The organism is Nostoc sp. (assembly GCF_036917775.1).
Classification (GTDB): Bacteria; Cyanobacteriota; Cyanobacteriia; order Cyanobacteriales; family Nostocaceae; genus Nostoc.
This window is the reverse complement of sequence record NZ_JBALEQ010000094.1, coordinates 12666-29943: the sequence shown is the minus strand read 5'-3', so window position 1 is coordinate 29943 and position 17278 is coordinate 12666. Positions and strand designations below refer to the sequence as shown.

The following is a 17278-nucleotide window of genomic DNA, read 5'->3' as shown; positions in this document are numbered from 1 at the left end:
TCAGTTTCTGGAATCCCAACTGGAAGTTGGTATTAACAAAAACGGCTAACCAGGGTTTGATTAGATTCCAGAATATATATGGTTGAATAATTAATTTTAAATTGTTCAAAGTGGACTTCCATCCCAAACTGAAATCCCACCATATATGGTTACTAAAATCTGCTGGTTCTCTTGAAATTTGTGGTGAGATTATTTCATTTTTACTTTCACTTTCCGATTTATTTCTAGCTTGGGCTTGTAAGCTTACTAAAAAATAAGCACTCATAACTAGTTCCCACCATTTTTCTATTTGCTGATAATTCGTCAGTCTAAAATCAGCCCATCCCAACTCATTATTCCCTTGTTTAAAGGCATATTCCACCCAATTACGAAATCAATAAAGATTTCCTAATAAAGCCGCCATATCACTTTTTAAATCTGTTTTTACATACCATGTCTGATTTTTTGGAAAATTATTTGGGTCAGTAGTGATTCGCCAATATGTTATCAGTCTGGATTCGCTTTCATTTATCTGTTGTATATATCTTTTTTCTGACTTCCCATCACTAAATTTCCGCTCAAACTCTTGCCAAACAATATACTTAGCCTCCTGCTCTGGCAAGCTAAACTCTCGATGATTACTTCTTATCGCTAATAAATAATGTTTTTTATGCTTAGAAAACACAGCAATAAATGTTGGACTCTCGCCATACAGACTATCCGCTAAAACCAAATCAAAATTAAATCCAAGTTTGAGCAATGCCTCAATTATTTCCATTGCCAATTGAGGTTTGGTTTTGTAGATTCCTCCGACTTCAAGCCTTTTTCGTGGTTTATACAGCACTTGCGTCTGTTATGAGGTACACTAAATTAAAATATAAATACCTTTAAATGAAGTCATACTCTGTCGAGCTTCGAGAAAAGATAGTCGCAGCCCATCTTCAAAAAAACATCTCAATCAGGAAAGTAGCTAACATATTTTCCGTCTCAAAGAGTTTAGTGCAAAAGCTTGTAAAGCAACAAAAAGTTGAAGGAAATTTACAACCAAAGCCGCGAGGAAAGCCACAATTTAGTCATCTAACAAATGCTGACATAGAGTTAAGAGAATTAGTTGAATTACATCCCGATGCAACATTGATAGAGTTGTGTGAATTATTCGCAGACAAGACTGGTAATTGGGTAGGTCGAAGTGCAATGTGTCGTGCGTTACAGAAATTAGGATTAAATCGGAAAAAAAACAAAGCGGAATACCCAAGCAGGCACAGAGCGAGTCCTAAATTTAAGATTAGATTATTGGGAAAAGGTCAAACATATAGAGCCAGAAAATTTAGTATTTTTAGACGAAACTGGTATTCTACTTGGGTTAACGAGGACTCATGCCCGTTCACAAATGGGAACAAGAGCCTATTCTCTGAATCCCTTTTATAGAGGATCAAAAGTTACAGTAATTGGAGCAATTAGTATTAAAAAAGTAGTTGCGTTAATGACAATGAATAACTCAATGGACAGCATTGCATTTGAATTGTTTGTTGAGAAGTTTTTAGTGCCAAATTTATGGTCAGAAGCAGTGTTAGTAATGGATAATTTATCCGCACATAAACTAGATTCAATTGTGCCAATGATTGAAGCTGTCGGTGCAAAAGTTCTTTGTTTATCCTCATACTCTCCCGATTTTAATCCCATTGAATTATGGTGGTCACAACTTAAATCTTTTTTACGTAGTTTCACTCCAACTACAACAGAAATGGTTGACAAACTAATCTCATTTGCACTCGATTTAATAAATCCTCAACATTTAAGAAACTGGTTTGCTAGTTGCTGCTACTGTACCTCATAACAGCCGTAAATGCTGTATGGTTTTTTTGGTAAACCCCTGAGACACTGTGAATTTCGGGTGGTGTTGGGTTAAAAAAGAAACATGAAAATCATTAAATCCATCACCAATTGGTTAGAAACCCGCGCTTGTGCCCCTACTTATGGCGGTTGGGTGCTAGCAGTAACCGCTATTTGTTTTTTTGGCGCAGGTATCAATACGATGGCTGGTTGGCTGTATGCCATTAGCGGCATTAGTTTTGCCCTTTTGGGTGTAGCAGCTATCTTACCGCCGCGATCGCTCACAGGTCTATCCATCACCCGCCGTCCCATACAACCTGTGTCAGCAGGTGACGATCTGACGGTGGAATTAGAAATCTGCAATCAGACACAGCAGCCTGTCAGCTTATTGCAAGTTGAAGATATACTACCCTTCGTCTTAGGGAAACCAGTACAAAAGGCAATCGAAACAATTCCGAGCCAAGGTAGTTACCGTTGGGTATATTACCACCCGACTCAGCGCCGGGGTGTTTATCGCTGGCACACAGTTGAACTTGGTTCTGGTGCGCCTTTGGGATTGTTCTGGTGTCGCCGTCAGCGTGATTGTGCTGCTACAGCGATCGTTTATCCTACAGTGTTACCCTTGGCTACCTGTCCCCTAGTGGATGAAATGGGACAAGAAGAGAGCAAAAGGGGCGATCCTCGTGGTAGACCCTTGCAGACAGCGACAACGGGGTTAGTGCGATCGCTTCGTCCATATCGTCTTGGAGATCCCACCCGTCTAATTCACTGGCGAACTAGTGCCCGCTATGGAGAATTAAGGGTGCGGGAGTTAGAAATGGTAACAGGCGGACAAGAAATAGTTATTGCCCTTGACAGTGCTAGCAATTGGGAAGAAGAAAACTTTGAACAAGCAGTAATTGCCGCAGCATCGCTGTATTTTTATGCACAGCAACAGCAATTACAGGTGCAACTATGGACAGCATCAACAAATTTAATTAAAGGCGATCGCTTTGTTTTAGAAACCTTAGCAGCAAGCAGAGCATTAGAAGATGCTAGTTCAGTAGTTCCTAAAAGTTACCCTTTGATTTGGCTGACTCAAAACCCCCTGAGCCTTGCTACTCTTCCTCAAGGCAGTCGCTGGGTTTTGTGGCCAAATATTTCCTCACCAGCACAACAAGAAGTAATCAATTGGGAACACCCTGGTATAGTTTTGCAAAGCGATGTCTCCGACGGGCTACGCCTAAGCGCACTACAAACCCAGCTACAAAAAACATTACATTTATTATAAATTGCAGGGATTGTTGTGAATGGGGAATGGGGAATGGGCATGAAGAAGAGACAAGGAAGAGGGGGAGACAAGAGAGAGACTTGTTCAATAATTCCCCCTTGTCCCCCTTGTCCCCCTTGTCCCCCTGCTCCCTTCCCTCTCTGCTGCTCTCCCAGATCATCTCCCTATTACCCATACCCTATGCCCTATTCAAGTTAAGCTTCTGCGATTTATTAGATTTTGCCCGATCCCAGCACACCAGACATATCAGCCCTTGAACAAAGGTAAAACAATTTGAAAGGTTAAGGTTGGGGAAATACACCCAGTAATCCCTTAGTGCGACTGAGGTACAATGCAAAGAAATATTTAAATTATGAGCGACATGATCACATCAGAACATAACACAAAATCCAGCGATAAAAGCCTAGAGGCAATGCGGCATTTTTCCGAACAATACGCCAAGCGTACTGGAACATACTTCTGTTCTGAACCTTCTGTTACCGCAGTTGTGATTGAAGGACTAGCCAAACATAAAGACGAACTAGGTGCGCCTTTATGTCCCTGTCGCCATTACGAAGATAAAGAGGCTGAAGTCCATGCCACATATTGGAACTGTCCCTGCGTGCCAATGAGAGAACGCAAAGAGTGTCATTGTATGCTGTTCCTCACCCCTGACAACGAGTTTGCTGGAGAAAAACAAGATATCTCTCTGGAAACAATTAAAGAAGTTCGAGACAGTATGGGATGAGCGAAACCATCCCCCAAGAGTTTTGGCAAGGCGTAGAACAGTTCAATTCTGGTCAGTTCTACGCCTGTCATGACACTTTAGAGGCTTTATGGATTGAAGCCAGTGAACCGGAAAAAACCTTTTATCAAGGCATTCTCCAAATTTCTGTGGCGCTTTATCATTTGGAAAATCGAAACTGGCGAGGTGCAGTTATTCTCCTGGGAGAAGGCGGCAATCGCCTCCGGCGTTACCCATCTAGTTACGGCGGCGTTGATGTCGATGAGCTATTGAGTCAGAGCGCAGCCTTGTTGACGACATTACAACAAATAGGGCCAGATAAGATTACATCTGGCGATATTGGTGAAGATAAGGTCTTATCTTTGCCTAAAATTGTGCTGTCTACTGATTAGACATCTGGTAAATTAATTATGCGTTGTCCGAAATCTTTGATAGGCACAATTTATGAATTGTGCCTGCGTCATTTTCACTTGATGTCAATTACCTGAAACCTTGAGGTTAGGGGTAGCGTCACTATTTCAGCCAGTAGTTATCGGAAATCACTCCAGATTGTATATTTCATAATCTGGATAAAGTACTTGAGATAATTAGAATGCCAGCTGAAATCCTGAATCCCCAATTGCTATGATGCCCTGCTATCAATTGCCCATGTCACAGTTCCGTCGCTTTGGATTAGCTTTAATGCTGCCAGTTGCACTATTGGGCACTTTTGCCTTCCCTGCCCAACTGCAAACCGCTACTGCACAAACATCTAAAGACAATCGTCCCCTCACTATCCGCGCTGATGTGCAAGAATATGATGCTAAAAATCAAGTAATCACCGCTCGCGGTAACGTGCAAATGTTGTATCCTTCTCGTCAGCTTCAGGCAACATCTGCCCAAGCACAGTACTTTAGTAAGGAACGCCGAATTGATTTCAGTGGCAACGTCTATATTTTGCAACAGGGCGGTAACAGTATCCGGGCAGAGAAGGTAACGTATTTAATTGATGAAGGGCGATTTGTTGCTTTACCTCAATCCAACCGTCAAGTAGAGTCTATCTACATGATCGAGGAATCAGATAATGCTGCGACACCCGCCCCATCTGTGCCACAAACACCACCTTTGAAGCCTTCTAATTAGCATTTACCACCAAGAAAGGGTGCTGACAGCGTGAAAATTGTTTTAGAGAATATTCACAAATCTTACGGCAAGCGAGTAATTGTCAATCGTGTCAATCTTTCTGTTGGTCAGGGCGAAATCGTTGGTTTACTAGGCCCCAATGGGGCTGGTAAAACGACGACTTTTTACATTGCCACAGGTTTAGAAAAACCTAATCAAGGAAAAGTTTGGCTGGGTAATCTGGATGTTACAGGAATGCCAATGCACAAAAGGGCACGATTGGGTGTTGGCTATCTAGCACAAGAACCAAGTGTTTTCCGCCAACTCTCGGTACAAGATAATATTCTCTTGGTGCTAGAGCAAACGAATGTGCCACGACGGGAATGGTCAAGACGACTCACAACTTTACTGCGGGAGTTTCGCTTGGAAAAATTAGCTAATAGTAAAGGAATTCAACTTTCTGGTGGTGAGCGACGGCGGACGGAATTAGCAAGGTCTTTAGCTGCTGGAGTAGAAGGGCCCAAATTTTTACTTTTGGATGAACCATTTGCGGGGGTTGATCCGATCGCAGTTTCAGAAATTCAGCACATTGTCGCAGAATTGCGCGATCGCGGTATGGGAATCTTAATTACAGATCATAATGTCCGCGAAACCCTTGCGATCACCGATCGCGCCTACATCATGCGCGAGGGACAAATCCTCGCTTTTGGCGGTGCTGACGAACTTTACAGCAATCCCCTCGTCCGGCAATATTATTTAGGGGATAATTTTCAAGCCTAAATTCACAATTATTTAGTTAATAATTTCAAAAGCTATTTTTGGCTCTTCAGTTCCTTTTATGGAGTCGAATAATAAATAAAATCTAATCAAAGCCTATGTTCCTTGCTATGACTGGATTTTAAATTTTTGAGCCTTTCTATAAAACGGCTATTTTAATGCTGTAACATAAAACCAACGCAAGAGCCCTATTTTTATATTTAATTTTAATTATAAATTTATAAATTTATAAATTTATTTGATTCTGCTCTATCAGCCATTGAGAATGAAACTTTGATACTAAATACAGCAGATACATCAGTTTGCAATTAACAGAGGTAAAGAACTTAGACTTCAAAACCAAATTATGAGGACTATTTTACTTCTGCCCCCTGCCCCCTGCTCCCTGCCTTCAACAGGGTTGTCAATATTTAACTGTTCAAACTTTTTATGATATCAAAGAAGTTTACGCCTTCCTACAACCTCGGTTCGCTGCTACCTTTTACGATCATGGATCGTTACCTTACCAGCGAATTGATAGCGCCGTTTTTCTTTGGTGTCGGAGCTTTTTCATCACTTGGTGTCACTATTGATGCTGTATTTGATCTAGTCAGAAAAATCGTAGAATCTGGGCTACCCATAGACATTGCCATTCAGGTTTTTTTGCTAAAGTTTCCTAACTTTATCGTTTTAGCTTTTCCCATGTCTACGCTATTAGCTACTTTGATGACCTACAGTCGTCTTTCTAGCGAGAGCGAACTAATTGCCCTGCGTGGTTGTGGAGTGAGCGTCTATCGCATAGTGCTAACTGCTGTAATGTTGAGTCTTGTAGTCACAGGAATGACATTTGTATTCAACGAACAAATTGCACCAGCAGCAAATTACCAAGCGGCGATGACTTTGAATAAAGCCCTAAAATCAGACAAGCCAACTTTTAAACAGCAAAATATTTTCTATCCTGAATACCAGGATGTTACACAACCGGATGGCTCTAAAAATAGGATATTGACACGCTTATTTTACGCCGACCAATTTGATGGTAAGCGGATGACAGGTTTGACGATTATAGACCGTTCCACCAAAAATCTGAATCAAATTGTAGTATCAGAATCTGCCCAGTGGAATCCTTCTCAAAATATTTGGGATTTTTACAACGGTACGATCTATTTTGTTGCAGCCGATCGCTCATACCGCAACATCGTCAGATTTGAACACCAACAACTGCAACTACCACGCACGCCATTAAGTTTGGCAGAAAAAAGCCGAGACTATGGTGAGATGAATATTGCTGAAGCACTAGATCAACTACAAGTGGAATATCTTGGTGGCGATCGCCAAAAAATTCGTAAACTCGAGGTGCGGATTCAACAAAAAATCTCCTTACCCTTTGTATGTGTCGTTTTTGGCTTGGTAGGTGCAGCGATGGGAAGCATACCCCAGAGGACTGGAAGAGGTACCAGCTTTGGGATTAGCGTTGTAGTTATTTTTTCGTACTACTTAATTTTCTTTATTAGTGGTGCGATCGCGCAAGCAGGTGCCCTATCTCCCTTTATGGGGGCTTGGTTGCCCAATTTTCTTTTCTTGGGAATAGGTCTATTCCTCTTGATACGAGTTGCCAAACGTTGAGGAGAAATGGGGAGGCAGGGAGCAGGCAGGGCTGATTCATTTCACAAGGGCAAGGAGTTTGTCAATATCATGAGATAGAAATCTGTGAGCAATTGTTATAGAAGCATAACTATTGCGGCGAATGATGTTAAGTGCGATTGCTCTGGTAATGGAAAGATTTGCCGGAGCATTGCCCATACGGATTGTGGAACTATCTTCTTTGAAAACAACATCTTTCACCCAGTGGAGGCGATTTTCGATACCCCAATGACCGCGAATACCGATGGCAAATTCCTTTGCTGTACCGAGCAAACTGCTAATATAACAGACAATTTCGTGATATTTTTTGCCTTTTCTTGTTCCAACTCTTTCCACTCTAATTAAAGAGTTTATCCCGATCCATTTTGGATCAATTCCCTTGTTCTCATGGAAGACTTCTACGATGCGTGTTGTCAATCTATCTCTAGTTTTTTCTGTCTCAACTATACGACTTGTTGGTTTTCTCAGAGCAGCAATGCGTTGAATATGGCTATGTAGTTTTGGCTGATTATTTTTAACTGCAATGACGTAATCGTTACAACTTTCTATAATCATCTCACAAGTTTTTTTTGGCAATGTCAGGAATCAAAGCTGAAGACCACACCTTGTAGATCCATTGCTGTAATTAAATCTTGTACAACCTGGATTTTGCTTTTATCATGGTTTTCAAATTTTTCCATCCCGACGACCAGCCCTCTTTTACAAGCAAATACTAATACTATGCTCACAAAATTTTGCTGAGATGAATTGTAGTTTTTCACCGTCCCCTTAATACTTTTCCCATCTAGAGCACACCATTCTGATTCTTCTATTTCAACATAACTTTTAGCCCAATCATTGAATTTTTCCGCCAGCTTATCAAACTCTACTCCCATCACTACACGCCGGATAGTTGAATAAGATGGAACTCCATGTTTTTGGATACCAAATTTCTTTATTAATACCCGACTATGCCTTTTGACAAAATCTCCCCACCCACGATATCCCACATATCCATTCATAGTGCCCATTATTACAAACAATAAAACCAACCAAAGTGGATGTCTTCGACCATCTTTTGTCCTAAAGTCTTCCACTTGCTTTAACTGTTCGATTAGATTCGCACCCATAATTTTTATCCCCTAAACACTTGCTATTTTACAGGTTTTAGGGGATGAATCAGCCCTGGGGGGGTTAGGGGGGATCTAGAAGTACTTAAAAGCACAGCCAATTACTTTTAAAACATCCTCTAAGTACCTATTCAACTAAGAACAGCTATAGTTGATAAAATCTTTAGTGACAGCAATGGCAAAATTGTTTTATCTAAAATCCAAAATGTGAATAAAGTCATGCTTAAACTATTACTTTATTCCACTGTGTATTATTATTTAGTATTTTAAACTAACAGTAATACAGCAAATCAATTAATTCGTGTAATAAACGAAACTTACTGGAAACCTAATAAGTTAGAATATTTATTCATAAATTATTGATAAATGCTGTAAAAATCTCAAGTAAATCGATGGAAATTTGAATATGAAACGTATTTTATTAGGTACATTACTTGCTCTCCCATTGGCAATTTCCTCCTTGCCATCGCAGGCATCAGCAGCAGAAATCCTTGTCAAACCCAATGTTCATAGAGTTGCTATTGTACATAAACCTGTTGTTGCCCGATTTCAACGAAAGCTGATTCCTGCACATTGGGAAACAGTACGACGCGGTAATCGGTGGGTTAAGGTTAGAGTTCCTGCTCGTTATGTAAATGTAAGAGTTTAATATCTAAATAGGGCTAACAACCCAAGTAGGGTTGTTAGCCTCTATTAGGTAAAAATTTTGTTCTAAAGAAGACTTACAAAAAAATAAAATTATCGAGCATAAATCAATTTAATTAACATGAATATTTATCAAAATTCTCAGATTTTAAAAAAACTTTTCATAGTTCTACTTGGAATTACTTTATTGACAGCCTGCAATTCCATTCAAGCTGAAGAAAAAAATATAACTAAAGCAAAAATCTTGACTGGTGATAATTATGGAGAACTATATGATCCAGGAAAGTTACGTACTTATTATTTGTACACTCCAAAATCTTATAATCCAGACCGTCCAATGCCGTTAGTTTTAGTGTTTCATGGAGATGATGGGAATGGTAAGTCTATCAGTAATGTGACTCGTTTCAATGAATTAGCAGATAAAAAAGGATTTATTGTTGTTTATCCAGATGGAATTGACCAAAAATGGAGCCTTAGAGGTAACGCTCAAGGAAGAGTGGATGATGTTTCGTTTGTCAATGCTTTGATTAATCATCTTCAGCAGCAAATCAATACTAATAGCCATAAAATTTATGCTATCGGTTTTTCTAGAGGTGCCATACTTACTCAAGCACTGGCTTGTAAGTTACCTGATAAAATTTCTGGTTTTGCATCAGTAGCTGGTTCGCTCCCAGTTAGACTCAAATCTAATTGCCAGCCTCGAACTTCCATATCAATGTTAACGATCAACGGTACAAACGATCACGATGTACTTTATGAAGGTGACGATCGCACTCAACGAGGAGCATTGCTTTCTATTTCAGATATGGTAGATTTTTGGCGATCGCATGATCAATGTACTTCATCAAATAAATCTCCTGACTTTTCTGAAGATAAGGTGAAAACCGCTATCTACACAGGTTGTAGTGGCAACTCAGCAGTCTGGCAGCTAGCGGTAGTAAACGGTGGACATTTCTGGCCTGGTGGTTCCTCAACTGACAAAAGTCTAAACAAATTCAATGCAAAGCTGGGGTTGAACGCCAGTGAAACAATTTGGAACTTTTTCAAAGTCACAGTTCATGAAGAAAGGGAAAGGGGGAAAGGGTAAGGGGAATAAAGGAAAAGGGGAAATTTTATTCCTTTCCCCTTTCCCCTTTACCCCTTCCCCCACAAATGCCAAGAAGTCTCTTGTAGGGAAAAGTTCTTTATCCTTTCCTTTCCCCCTTACCCTTTCCCCTTTTCCCCTTTTTGGTAAACCGATACCTTTAAACACCATTTTGCTTAAACCATGCCAAAAGACGTTTCCAACCGTCCTTAGCATCTTTCTCGCGGTAAGAGGGGCGATAATCGGCAAAAAAAGCGTGCGGTGCATCGGGGTAGACGATGATTTCAGATTTGCTGCTGCTAGACTTTAAGCGATCGCGCATCTTTTCTACTGTATCAAGGGGGATACCAGTATCTTTGCCTCCGTAAAGTCCGAGAATGGGGACTGTCAGTTTTGATGCAATATCAATTGGATACTTGGGCTGAAGTTCGGTAGCATCGCCCACAAGTCGCCCATACCATGCAACACCTGCCTTCACCTTGGGATTATGTGCCGCATACAACCAGGTAATGCGCCCACCCCAGCAAAAACCTGTAATCGCCAATTTATTGGCATTGCCTTTAGCTGATTTCACAGCCCATTTTACCGTGGCATCAAGATCGGATAACACTTGAGAATCTGGTACTTTGGCAACAATTGGGCGAATCTCGTCTATACTGCTTAACTTAGTGACATCGCCTTGACGGAAGAATAATTCTGGTGCGATCGCCAAGTATCCTAACTGAGCAAAACGACGAGTAACATCTTGAATATGCTCGTGTACACCAAAGATTTCTTGAATTACCAAAACAGTGGGGAAATTTTCACCAGTGGCGGGTGCTGCTCTGTAAGCAGGAATTTCGCCATCTTTGACGGGAATTTTCACTGCACCAGCTACCAACCCCTTAGCATCGGTAGCGGTGACTTGAGCAGAAATGGGTTGCACTGCCAAGGCAAAACCCGTCGCCAAGGTGCTTGTTGCGATAAATTTGCGGCGTGTTATTTCTTTCATCATCTCTACCTTAAAATTGGCGGAAACTTTTTTGTTGGTTATCAGTACAGTAGTACGACAACAAATATTACAATTTATGAATCAGTTTACCGTAATATTTTAGATTCGTTTGCTGTCCCAATGTTTTTTCTGTGTGGCTCTTGTCAGAAAAAAGCCGCCTGTATTGGCAAACAAAAGCCACGGAATAAGCAATTTTCTGTACTGAGTTACCTTCTGGCTAGGTTCCCCTATCTCAAATGCGCGGAAGGGTAGGTGTACAAATTCTACAGTCCGAAAAAAGTGCTTCTATTCCCAATACAGTAAGGCTTTCAACCCATTACTCACCTAATTCTAATCCGCGCAATCTCTGAAATGCTTACCAAAAGACGATTTCAGTCTTTAAATTTTCCTGGCGCTCTTTCCAAACAAATTCTGTAATGCTATGATTGCTCTTGAATCGCGCAACTGTACCTTGAAAACTAAATACAGCTTGGGTTTCAGGCTCCCGCTATTGCAATTTATCAAAATCCCTATTAGGGATTGAAACAATGAAAGCTCGAATGTAACTGTTAACAACCTTGATTGCAATTTATCAAAATCCCTATTAGGGATTGAAACCTACTCCTACTCCAACTGACCCTCCTCCTGATTTGCATTGCAATTTATCAAAATCCCTATTAGGGATTGAAACTTTAGCTAATAGTACTTTTTATAGTAAATCAGCAGATTGCAATTTATCAAAATCCCTATTAGGGATTGAAACAATGAAGCTAACCCAGGTTGGGGTACAATTCCTGGATTGCAATTTATCAAAATCCCTATTAGGGATTGAAACTTATAGTTATTCAATTATTAATTAAGAATCGATAGAAATTGCAATTTATCAAAATCCCTATTAGGGATTGAAACCACTGTTAGCGGCTGAGAAAATTCGTGATACTTTCTTATTGCAATTTATCAAAATCCCTATTAGGGATTGAAACGGCACTCAATCATTAGCCACAGCAGAAAAAATAAAATTGCAATTTATCAAAATCCCTATTAGGGATTGAAACTAGTAAACACAAAGTACTGTATCTGCGCCCATAGGATTGCAATTTATCAAAATCCCTATTAGGGATTGAAACTTGACTTCAAATAATTCATCAATTGGTAAACCATCAAATTGCAATTTATCAAAATCCCTATTAGGGATTGAAACTCACCAGTACCAAAAACACCAGTAGTAATAATATTGCAATTTATCAAAATCCCTATTAGGGATTGAAACTCTTCAAAAGCACCTGACCTATACCAAACTTTGATATTGCAATTTATCAAAATCCCTATTAGGGATTGAAACTTCAAAAGCCTGCTGGCTCTCTGGCAATTGACCCAGATGAATTGCAATTTATCAAAATCCCTATTAGGGATTGAAACGATTGAGTGGATGCTAGAAAGCATCGACTTGCAATCAATTTTATGAAAATGAAAACACAGATGAACACTGATAATTTATCCGTCTCCATCTGTGATTATGTGGTGTCAATACCTGGGAATTAAACCATTAGATTTGTTGTATTTCGGGACGACCATCTTCAACCACAAATGAAGCCCGCTTACTAATCGTGCCAAATGGGGTTGTGACATTTGACATAACCAAATAGTCTGACTTCCAGTTGGTAGGAGTCAGAGAACAGCGAACATAACCCCTTTGATTATTGAAGAACTTAATATGTGGGTTATCGGGTAAGTAAGCTTCAACTGCGGGGGTGGTGTCTGATCCATCTCCACCGGAGCTAATTGAAGAACAGACGAATTCACTGCCAACTGTCGCGGATTGTGGATTATCAAAGTTAGCTTTGAGATTCATCGCCCAGTGGGAATGTACATCGCCTGCTAAGGATACTGGATTAGAGGGCTGGCGCTGTCCAAGGAAAGCCATGAGGCGATCGCGCGAAGCCACATAACCATCCCATTTATCCATGCTGTAAGTTCCGCCCGGCCCTGGTTTCATGTCTCGTTGAGCAATGGGAACCTGCTGTGCCAAAACATTCCACTTCGACCGTGAGCTATTTAGACCATCGAATAACCACTGCTCCTGCGCCTGACCGGTAATGGTTGCATTCGGATCTAAATTCTCTGGGCAACGTTCTTTAGTACCATCACCACAAGGCTGATCGGTGCGATATTGGCGGGTATCGAGAACATGGAAGGTAGCTAAATTACCAAAGGAAAGCCGACGGTAAAGTTGCATATCGGGGCCAACAGGACGTTGTAACGGACGCAGTGGCATGTGTTCGTAGTAAACCTGATAAGCAATAGCCCGCCGTTGGAGGAAAATAGCCCGATCCTGATCTGGTTCAGTATCAATTTCTGAAATATTGTTGGCGTAGTTATTTTCTACTTCGTGGTCATCCCAGGTAACAATCCAAGGAAATGCTGCATGGGCTGCTTGCAGATTGGTATCGGTTTTATAAAGGGCGTGACGGTTGCGGTAATCTTCTAAGGTGAGAATTTCTGTACTATTGTGCTTTCTGGGAGTAGTGCTTGAGATTCCCCCTTCATAGATGTAATCGCCAACATGCACTACTAAATCGAGGTCTTCCTGTGCTAGATATTTGTAGGCGGTATAGAATCCTTGCTGATAGTTTTGGCAGGAGACTAGACCAAAGTTAAATTTACTCAAATAGCTATTTGCTAAAGGTGCTGTCCGAGTGCGGCCAATAGGGCTAGCATCTTGACCGACAAGGAACCGATACCAGTACCAAGTATCAGATTGCAATCCTTCTACCACAACTCGCACTGAGTGAGCTAGTTGTGGGGTTGCAAGTACCGTACCTCTAGAGACAATGCGTCTCATATCAGGATCAGTTGCTACTTCCCAGCGAATTGGCACATTCACAGGTGGCATTCCACCTCCCTCTAAGGGTTCAGGAGCGAGACGAGTCCAAATCACTACACTGGTAGGATAAGGTTCGCCCGACGCTACACCCAAGGTAAAAGGATAATTAGAAAATCTGCTTTTGGCGATCGCTGTTTGATGAGAAAATTGATTAGCGATCGCTAAACCAGACAATGCTCCTGCACCGATAATTAAGTTGCGTCGTTTCATTCGACTATGCAAGAACTGCTCAAAATTCCGGTAATCTACCATTCTCTACTCCTGAGTAACAGGTAAGTTAAAGCACAGCAACAGCTAACACAAAGAAGGCAGGGTAACCGTAGGCAAATTTCATAATTAATCCCCTTACCAAAATCAGGTTTTAATTCCCAATGTTTCTCTTAGTGTCAATGTGTTAGATGTTATGTTCCTACAGAAAAGCCTACTAATAATAGATTAATTTTTGGCAAAGGAAGCATTAATATCAACTTAATGAAAGTTAGATTTTAACCTTTTTCATCAATGCTACTTTTCTCTTCATCATCAAGCCAAAGCTACAAGCAAAGAGAGCGCCAAATAAAGGTGTAGGTTCAGGTACTTGTGTATAGGAAACTTTACCTGATATGGGTTCAGCATCTGGAGAAGTTCTAGAGAAAATTGTAAAATCTTCACCGATGATTTCGTAACTGATAGAACTGGCAGGATTAGATTTATCATTGAACAGATAATCTAATGCAAAAGATGTTTGTCCTGTTAAAGATGTGGTTTGAAATGCAACAGGAAAGTCTGGGTAATTCGTATCATCTTGTTCTGTGTAAATGGTAGAATCACCATCAAATTGAAAAGAGAGTGACTTAATAGTAGCTTCAGGAGTATAGTCATTACTCAGAGTTGAGTCGTCAAAGCTAAAAAAGCCATTTCCTTTATTTATAGGACTATCAACTGTGAAAGCGTAATTAATAATCGCAGCAGATACAGATTTTACATCTACAGTTGCAAAACCTAAAGTCAGGGTAGCAGTAGCAAGAACTAACTTTGAAACTAATTTCATTTCAATTTTTCTCACAATAAACTGATATCACTGATTAGAACAGTGATAGAAATAAATAATTTTTCCCTTTTTAACAAAGAGAAATAAGCCTCCAATTACTTGGATGCACCTTATATTAAAATTGCGAGTTTAAGCAGACTTTAATTAGAGGTAAAATAAGATAAAATTTAAGTTTGCAATATATGGGGCTTCTCCTACTCTGCGGGAAGACCTTTTGCGTCTACATCCTGTAGTTTTATGTAATGAACTTCCAAATAAAAAAATATCCCAAAATTGACGCAAAAATACTCTCTATTTCTTCCTCTGTGTTCTCTGCGTCTCTGTGGTTCGTTTTGGATAATTTATTTCTTGGAAGTTCCTAAGTCCTATAAAGATTATTGGATTCACCAAAAACCTTTTCAAATAAAAATCTTCGTTCGTATTTAGGACTAAAATCCTAGCTTTGGGGACATCAGTCCCCACTACAGACTACTTGTTATGAGTCATAACCCACAGCTAAAATCAAACACGAAATGAAGACAGTCGCTACAGAACAAGCTGTTACGCAAATAAGATTGCACATCAACTGGTGAGGTTGTCCTTTGTCTTTGGTAAACACAAATGACTAATGACTAATGACGGTCTACACGGAAAATATTGCAATATGTAGGCGCGTTAGCTTACTACTCAATTATTCTTCTAACATTTTGAAGAATCGAGTAAAGTAATCTGGAAAGGTTTTCGCTGTACAGCCAGGATCTTTAATTACAATTCCTGGAACCTTCAAGCCAGTGACAGCAAAAGCCATCGCCATTCGATGATCGTGATAGGTTTCAATCTCCGCCGGTGTAATGGGGCCAGGCTCAATTTTTAGTCTATCTGGGAATTCTTCAACCTTAATTCCTAGCCGACGCAACTCTGTGACAACAGCTTTAATTCGGTCAGTTTCCTTATATCGAATATGTTCCACGTTACGAATGGTAATCGGTGAACTAGCAAAAGGCGCGATCGCACCTAATGTTTGCACTAAATCCGAGATATCATTCATATCAATGTCGATGCCTTGCAATTGCTTCGGCCCTGTCACTTCAGTGTAATCATCCGAAGCTTTAACTTCGCAACCCATCTGTTCTAAAACATCTAGCCAGAGAATATCACCCTGACACGATTGTTTCGTCAAATGTTTGACGCGCACCCGTCCCCCTGTGACGGCGGCGGCGGCAAAAAAGTAAGAAGCATTTGACGCATCGGGTTCTACTGTATAATTTTGAGCTTGGTAACGTTGACCCGCTTTGATCTGAAATTGATTATCGCCGATTTGATTCACTTCAACACCAAAATCTGCCATCAGACGACAGGTCATTTTGACGTAAGATTGAGAAACTAATGTCCCCTCAACCTCAATGCTCGTATCCTGTTGAGCATAAGGCGCAATCATCAGCAATGCCGAAAGTTGCTGACTTGTTTGGTTAGCTTTTAACCGAAAATTTCCGCCAGCGAATCCTTGGCTATAGATGGTGTAGGGCATAAAGCCGGAGCTTCCCTCAAAGTTAACGGTTGCTCCACCCGTTTGCAGCACTGTCAGCATATCACCCATAGGCCGTTCTCGCATTCGGGGAACGCCATCTAGACGATATTCACCGTTACCCAGTGCCACCAACGCCGAGATAAACCGTGCTGCTGTACCTGCCAAACCCACAAATAAATCTGCCTGTTTAGCTGGGATATCACCTCCTCTTCCTGCAACCTGAATCTGAGCCAAATTAGGATTTAACGTAATGGGAATACCTAATTGCTCTACGCATTTGACAAAATACTCGCTGTCTTCACTAAATAAGGCATTTTCTAAAATGGAGTCACCTTGTGCTAAAGCAGCCACAAGCAACGCCCGATTGGTAAGACTTTTAGAACCAGGAATTTCTACCGTGGCATCCACTGGCCGATTTAGAGCAGGAATTGCAATGGTATCCACGTTAAACCTCTACGTAGGCGGTTAGCTACAACTTTATATATTCCCATATTGTGACCAAAAGGGGGAGGGGCGGGAAGAGGTAGGGGGGAATGGCACTAAGTTAATCGCAAAGCCCTGATATAACTTGCTTTTTGAGTGTGGGGAGTGTGGGGAGTATGGGGAGTGTGGAGAGTATGGGGAGTGAGGGAGAATAACCAATGCCCAATGCCCCATGCCCAATAGTTTGTAGTTGAGTGAAAAATTTGATCTTGCTTTTGGGAATACTTAATTTATTCTCTTGAATAATTTAGAACTCAGA

General features: G+C 40.7%; 17 protein-coding genes, 1 pseudogene and 1 CRISPR repeat array. Of the genes and pseudogenes, 10 read left to right on the top strand and 8 right to left on the bottom strand.

Features of this window, described 5'->3' with window-relative positions:
• Positions 1 to 265: pseudogene (locus tag V7K69_RS19135) on the bottom strand (IS701 family transposase); the annotation flags it as partial.
• Positions 266 to 373: 108 nt separating this feature from the next.
• Positions 374 to 823, bottom strand: a complete 450-nt coding sequence (locus tag V7K69_RS19130) for a transposase (RefSeq protein ID WP_335037097.1) — start codon at positions 821 to 823, stop codon at positions 374 to 376.
• A 47-nt stretch (positions 824 to 870) separates the two neighbouring features.
• Between V7K69_RS19130 and V7K69_RS33005 the strand changes: the two genes are divergently transcribed.
• The 8 genes from V7K69_RS33005 to V7K69_RS19095 all read left to right on the top strand — a co-directional run bounded on the left by V7K69_RS33005 (position 871) and on the right by V7K69_RS19095 (position 7289).
• Positions 871 to 1407 (top strand): helix-turn-helix domain-containing protein, encoded by a 537-nt coding sequence (locus tag V7K69_RS33005; RefSeq protein WP_442936161.1) that lies wholly within the window; start codon positions 871 to 873, stop codon positions 1405 to 1407.
• Positions 1292 to 1816 carry a transposase gene (locus tag V7K69_RS19125; protein WP_442936162.1) on the top strand — a complete coding sequence of 175 codons (525 nt, stop codon included), beginning with the start codon at positions 1292 to 1294 and terminating at the stop codon, positions 1814 to 1816. The genes V7K69_RS33005 and V7K69_RS19125 overlap by 116 nt, the downstream gene beginning before the upstream one ends.
• Positions 1817 to 1897: 81 nt before the next feature.
• Entirely contained in the window at positions 1898 to 3082 is a 1185-nt protein-coding gene (locus V7K69_RS19120) for a DUF58 domain-containing protein (protein WP_335037095.1), read from the top strand.
• Between the two features lie 361 nt (positions 3083 to 3443).
• Positions 3444 to 3809 carry a ferredoxin thioredoxin reductase catalytic beta subunit gene (locus V7K69_RS19115; protein WP_041565931.1) on the top strand — a complete coding sequence of 122 codons (366 nt, stop codon included), beginning with the start codon at positions 3444 to 3446 and terminating at the stop codon, positions 3807 to 3809.
• On the top strand, positions 3806 to 4198 hold the full coding sequence (locus V7K69_RS19110) for a DUF309 domain-containing protein (RefSeq protein ID WP_163935066.1): 393 nt from the start codon (positions 3806 to 3808) through the stop codon (positions 4196 to 4198). The genes V7K69_RS19115 and V7K69_RS19110 overlap by 4 nt, the downstream gene beginning before the upstream one ends.
• 232 nt (positions 4199 to 4430) lie before the next feature.
• The gene (locus V7K69_RS19105; RefSeq protein ID WP_335037092.1) at positions 4431 to 4928 is read left to right on the top strand and encodes an LptA/OstA family protein; all 498 of its coding nucleotides are present in this window, start codon (positions 4431 to 4433) and stop codon (positions 4926 to 4928) included.
• A gap of 30 nt (positions 4929 to 4958) precedes the next feature.
• On the top strand, positions 4959 to 5687 hold the full coding sequence (gene lptB, locus V7K69_RS19100) for an LPS export ABC transporter ATP-binding protein (RefSeq protein WP_335037090.1): 729 nt from the start codon (positions 4959 to 4961) through the stop codon (positions 5685 to 5687).
• Positions 5688 to 6173: 486 nt separating this feature from the next.
• Positions 6174 to 7289 carry an LptF/LptG family permease gene (locus tag V7K69_RS19095; RefSeq protein WP_335037088.1) on the top strand — a complete coding sequence of 372 codons (1116 nt, stop codon included), beginning with the start codon at positions 6174 to 6176 and terminating at the stop codon, positions 7287 to 7289.
• A gap of 36 nt (positions 7290 to 7325) precedes the next feature.
• Here V7K69_RS19095 and V7K69_RS19090 read toward each other — a convergent pair whose 3' ends face one another.
• On the bottom strand, positions 7326 to 7883 hold the full coding sequence (locus V7K69_RS19090) for an ISAs1 family transposase (RefSeq protein WP_335037086.1): 558 nt from the start codon (positions 7881 to 7883) through the stop codon (positions 7326 to 7328).
• 2 nt (positions 7884 to 7885) lie between these two features.
• On the bottom strand, positions 7886 to 8416 hold the full coding sequence (locus V7K69_RS19085) for an ISAs1 family transposase (protein ID WP_335037084.1): 531 nt from the start codon (positions 8414 to 8416) through the stop codon (positions 7886 to 7888).
• A 406-nt stretch (positions 8417 to 8822) separates the two neighbouring features.
• Here V7K69_RS19085 and V7K69_RS19080 point away from each other — a divergent pair, with 406 nt between their 5' ends.
• Both V7K69_RS19080 and V7K69_RS19075 read left to right on the top strand, forming a co-directional pair.
• Positions 8823 to 9065: a hypothetical protein gene (locus V7K69_RS19080; protein ID WP_335037082.1), complete on the top strand. Its 243-nt coding sequence runs from the start codon at positions 8823 to 8825 to the stop codon at positions 9063 to 9065.
• Positions 9066 to 9248: 183 nt separating this feature from the next.
• Entirely contained in the window at positions 9249 to 10148 is a 900-nt protein-coding gene (locus V7K69_RS19075) for an extracellular catalytic domain type 1 short-chain-length polyhydroxyalkanoate depolymerase (protein ID WP_335037080.1), read from the top strand.
• A 157-nt stretch (positions 10149 to 10305) separates the two neighbouring features.
• Here the strand turns inward: V7K69_RS19075 and V7K69_RS19070 are convergent, their stop codons facing one another.
• From V7K69_RS19070 to aroA, 4 genes are all read right to left on the bottom strand, one after another.
• Complete coding sequence (locus V7K69_RS19070; RefSeq protein ID WP_335037101.1) at positions 10306 to 11136, bottom strand: dienelactone hydrolase family protein; 831 nt, start codon at positions 11134 to 11136, stop codon at positions 10306 to 10308.
• Between the two features lie 489 nt (positions 11137 to 11625).
• Positions 11626 to 12534: direct repeats of the CRISPR family, unit length 37 nt; unit sequence ATTGCAATTTATCAAAATCCCTATTAGGGATTGAAAC.
• Between the two features lie 127 nt (positions 12535 to 12661).
• Positions 12662 to 14251 (bottom strand): alkaline phosphatase D family protein, encoded by a 1590-nt coding sequence (locus V7K69_RS19065; RefSeq protein ID WP_335037078.1) that lies wholly within the window; start codon positions 14249 to 14251, stop codon positions 12662 to 12664.
• Between the two features lie 226 nt (positions 14252 to 14477).
• Positions 14478 to 15029: a PEP-CTERM sorting domain-containing protein gene (locus V7K69_RS19060; protein WP_335037076.1), complete on the bottom strand. Its 552-nt coding sequence runs from the start codon at positions 15027 to 15029 to the stop codon at positions 14478 to 14480.
• Between the two features lie 670 nt (positions 15030 to 15699).
• Positions 15700 to 16980, bottom strand: coding sequence for a 3-phosphoshikimate 1-carboxyvinyltransferase (gene aroA / locus V7K69_RS19055; protein ID WP_335037074.1), 1281 nt, complete (start codon positions 16978 to 16980; stop codon positions 15700 to 15702).
• Positions 16981 to 17278: the final 298 nt, after the last annotated feature.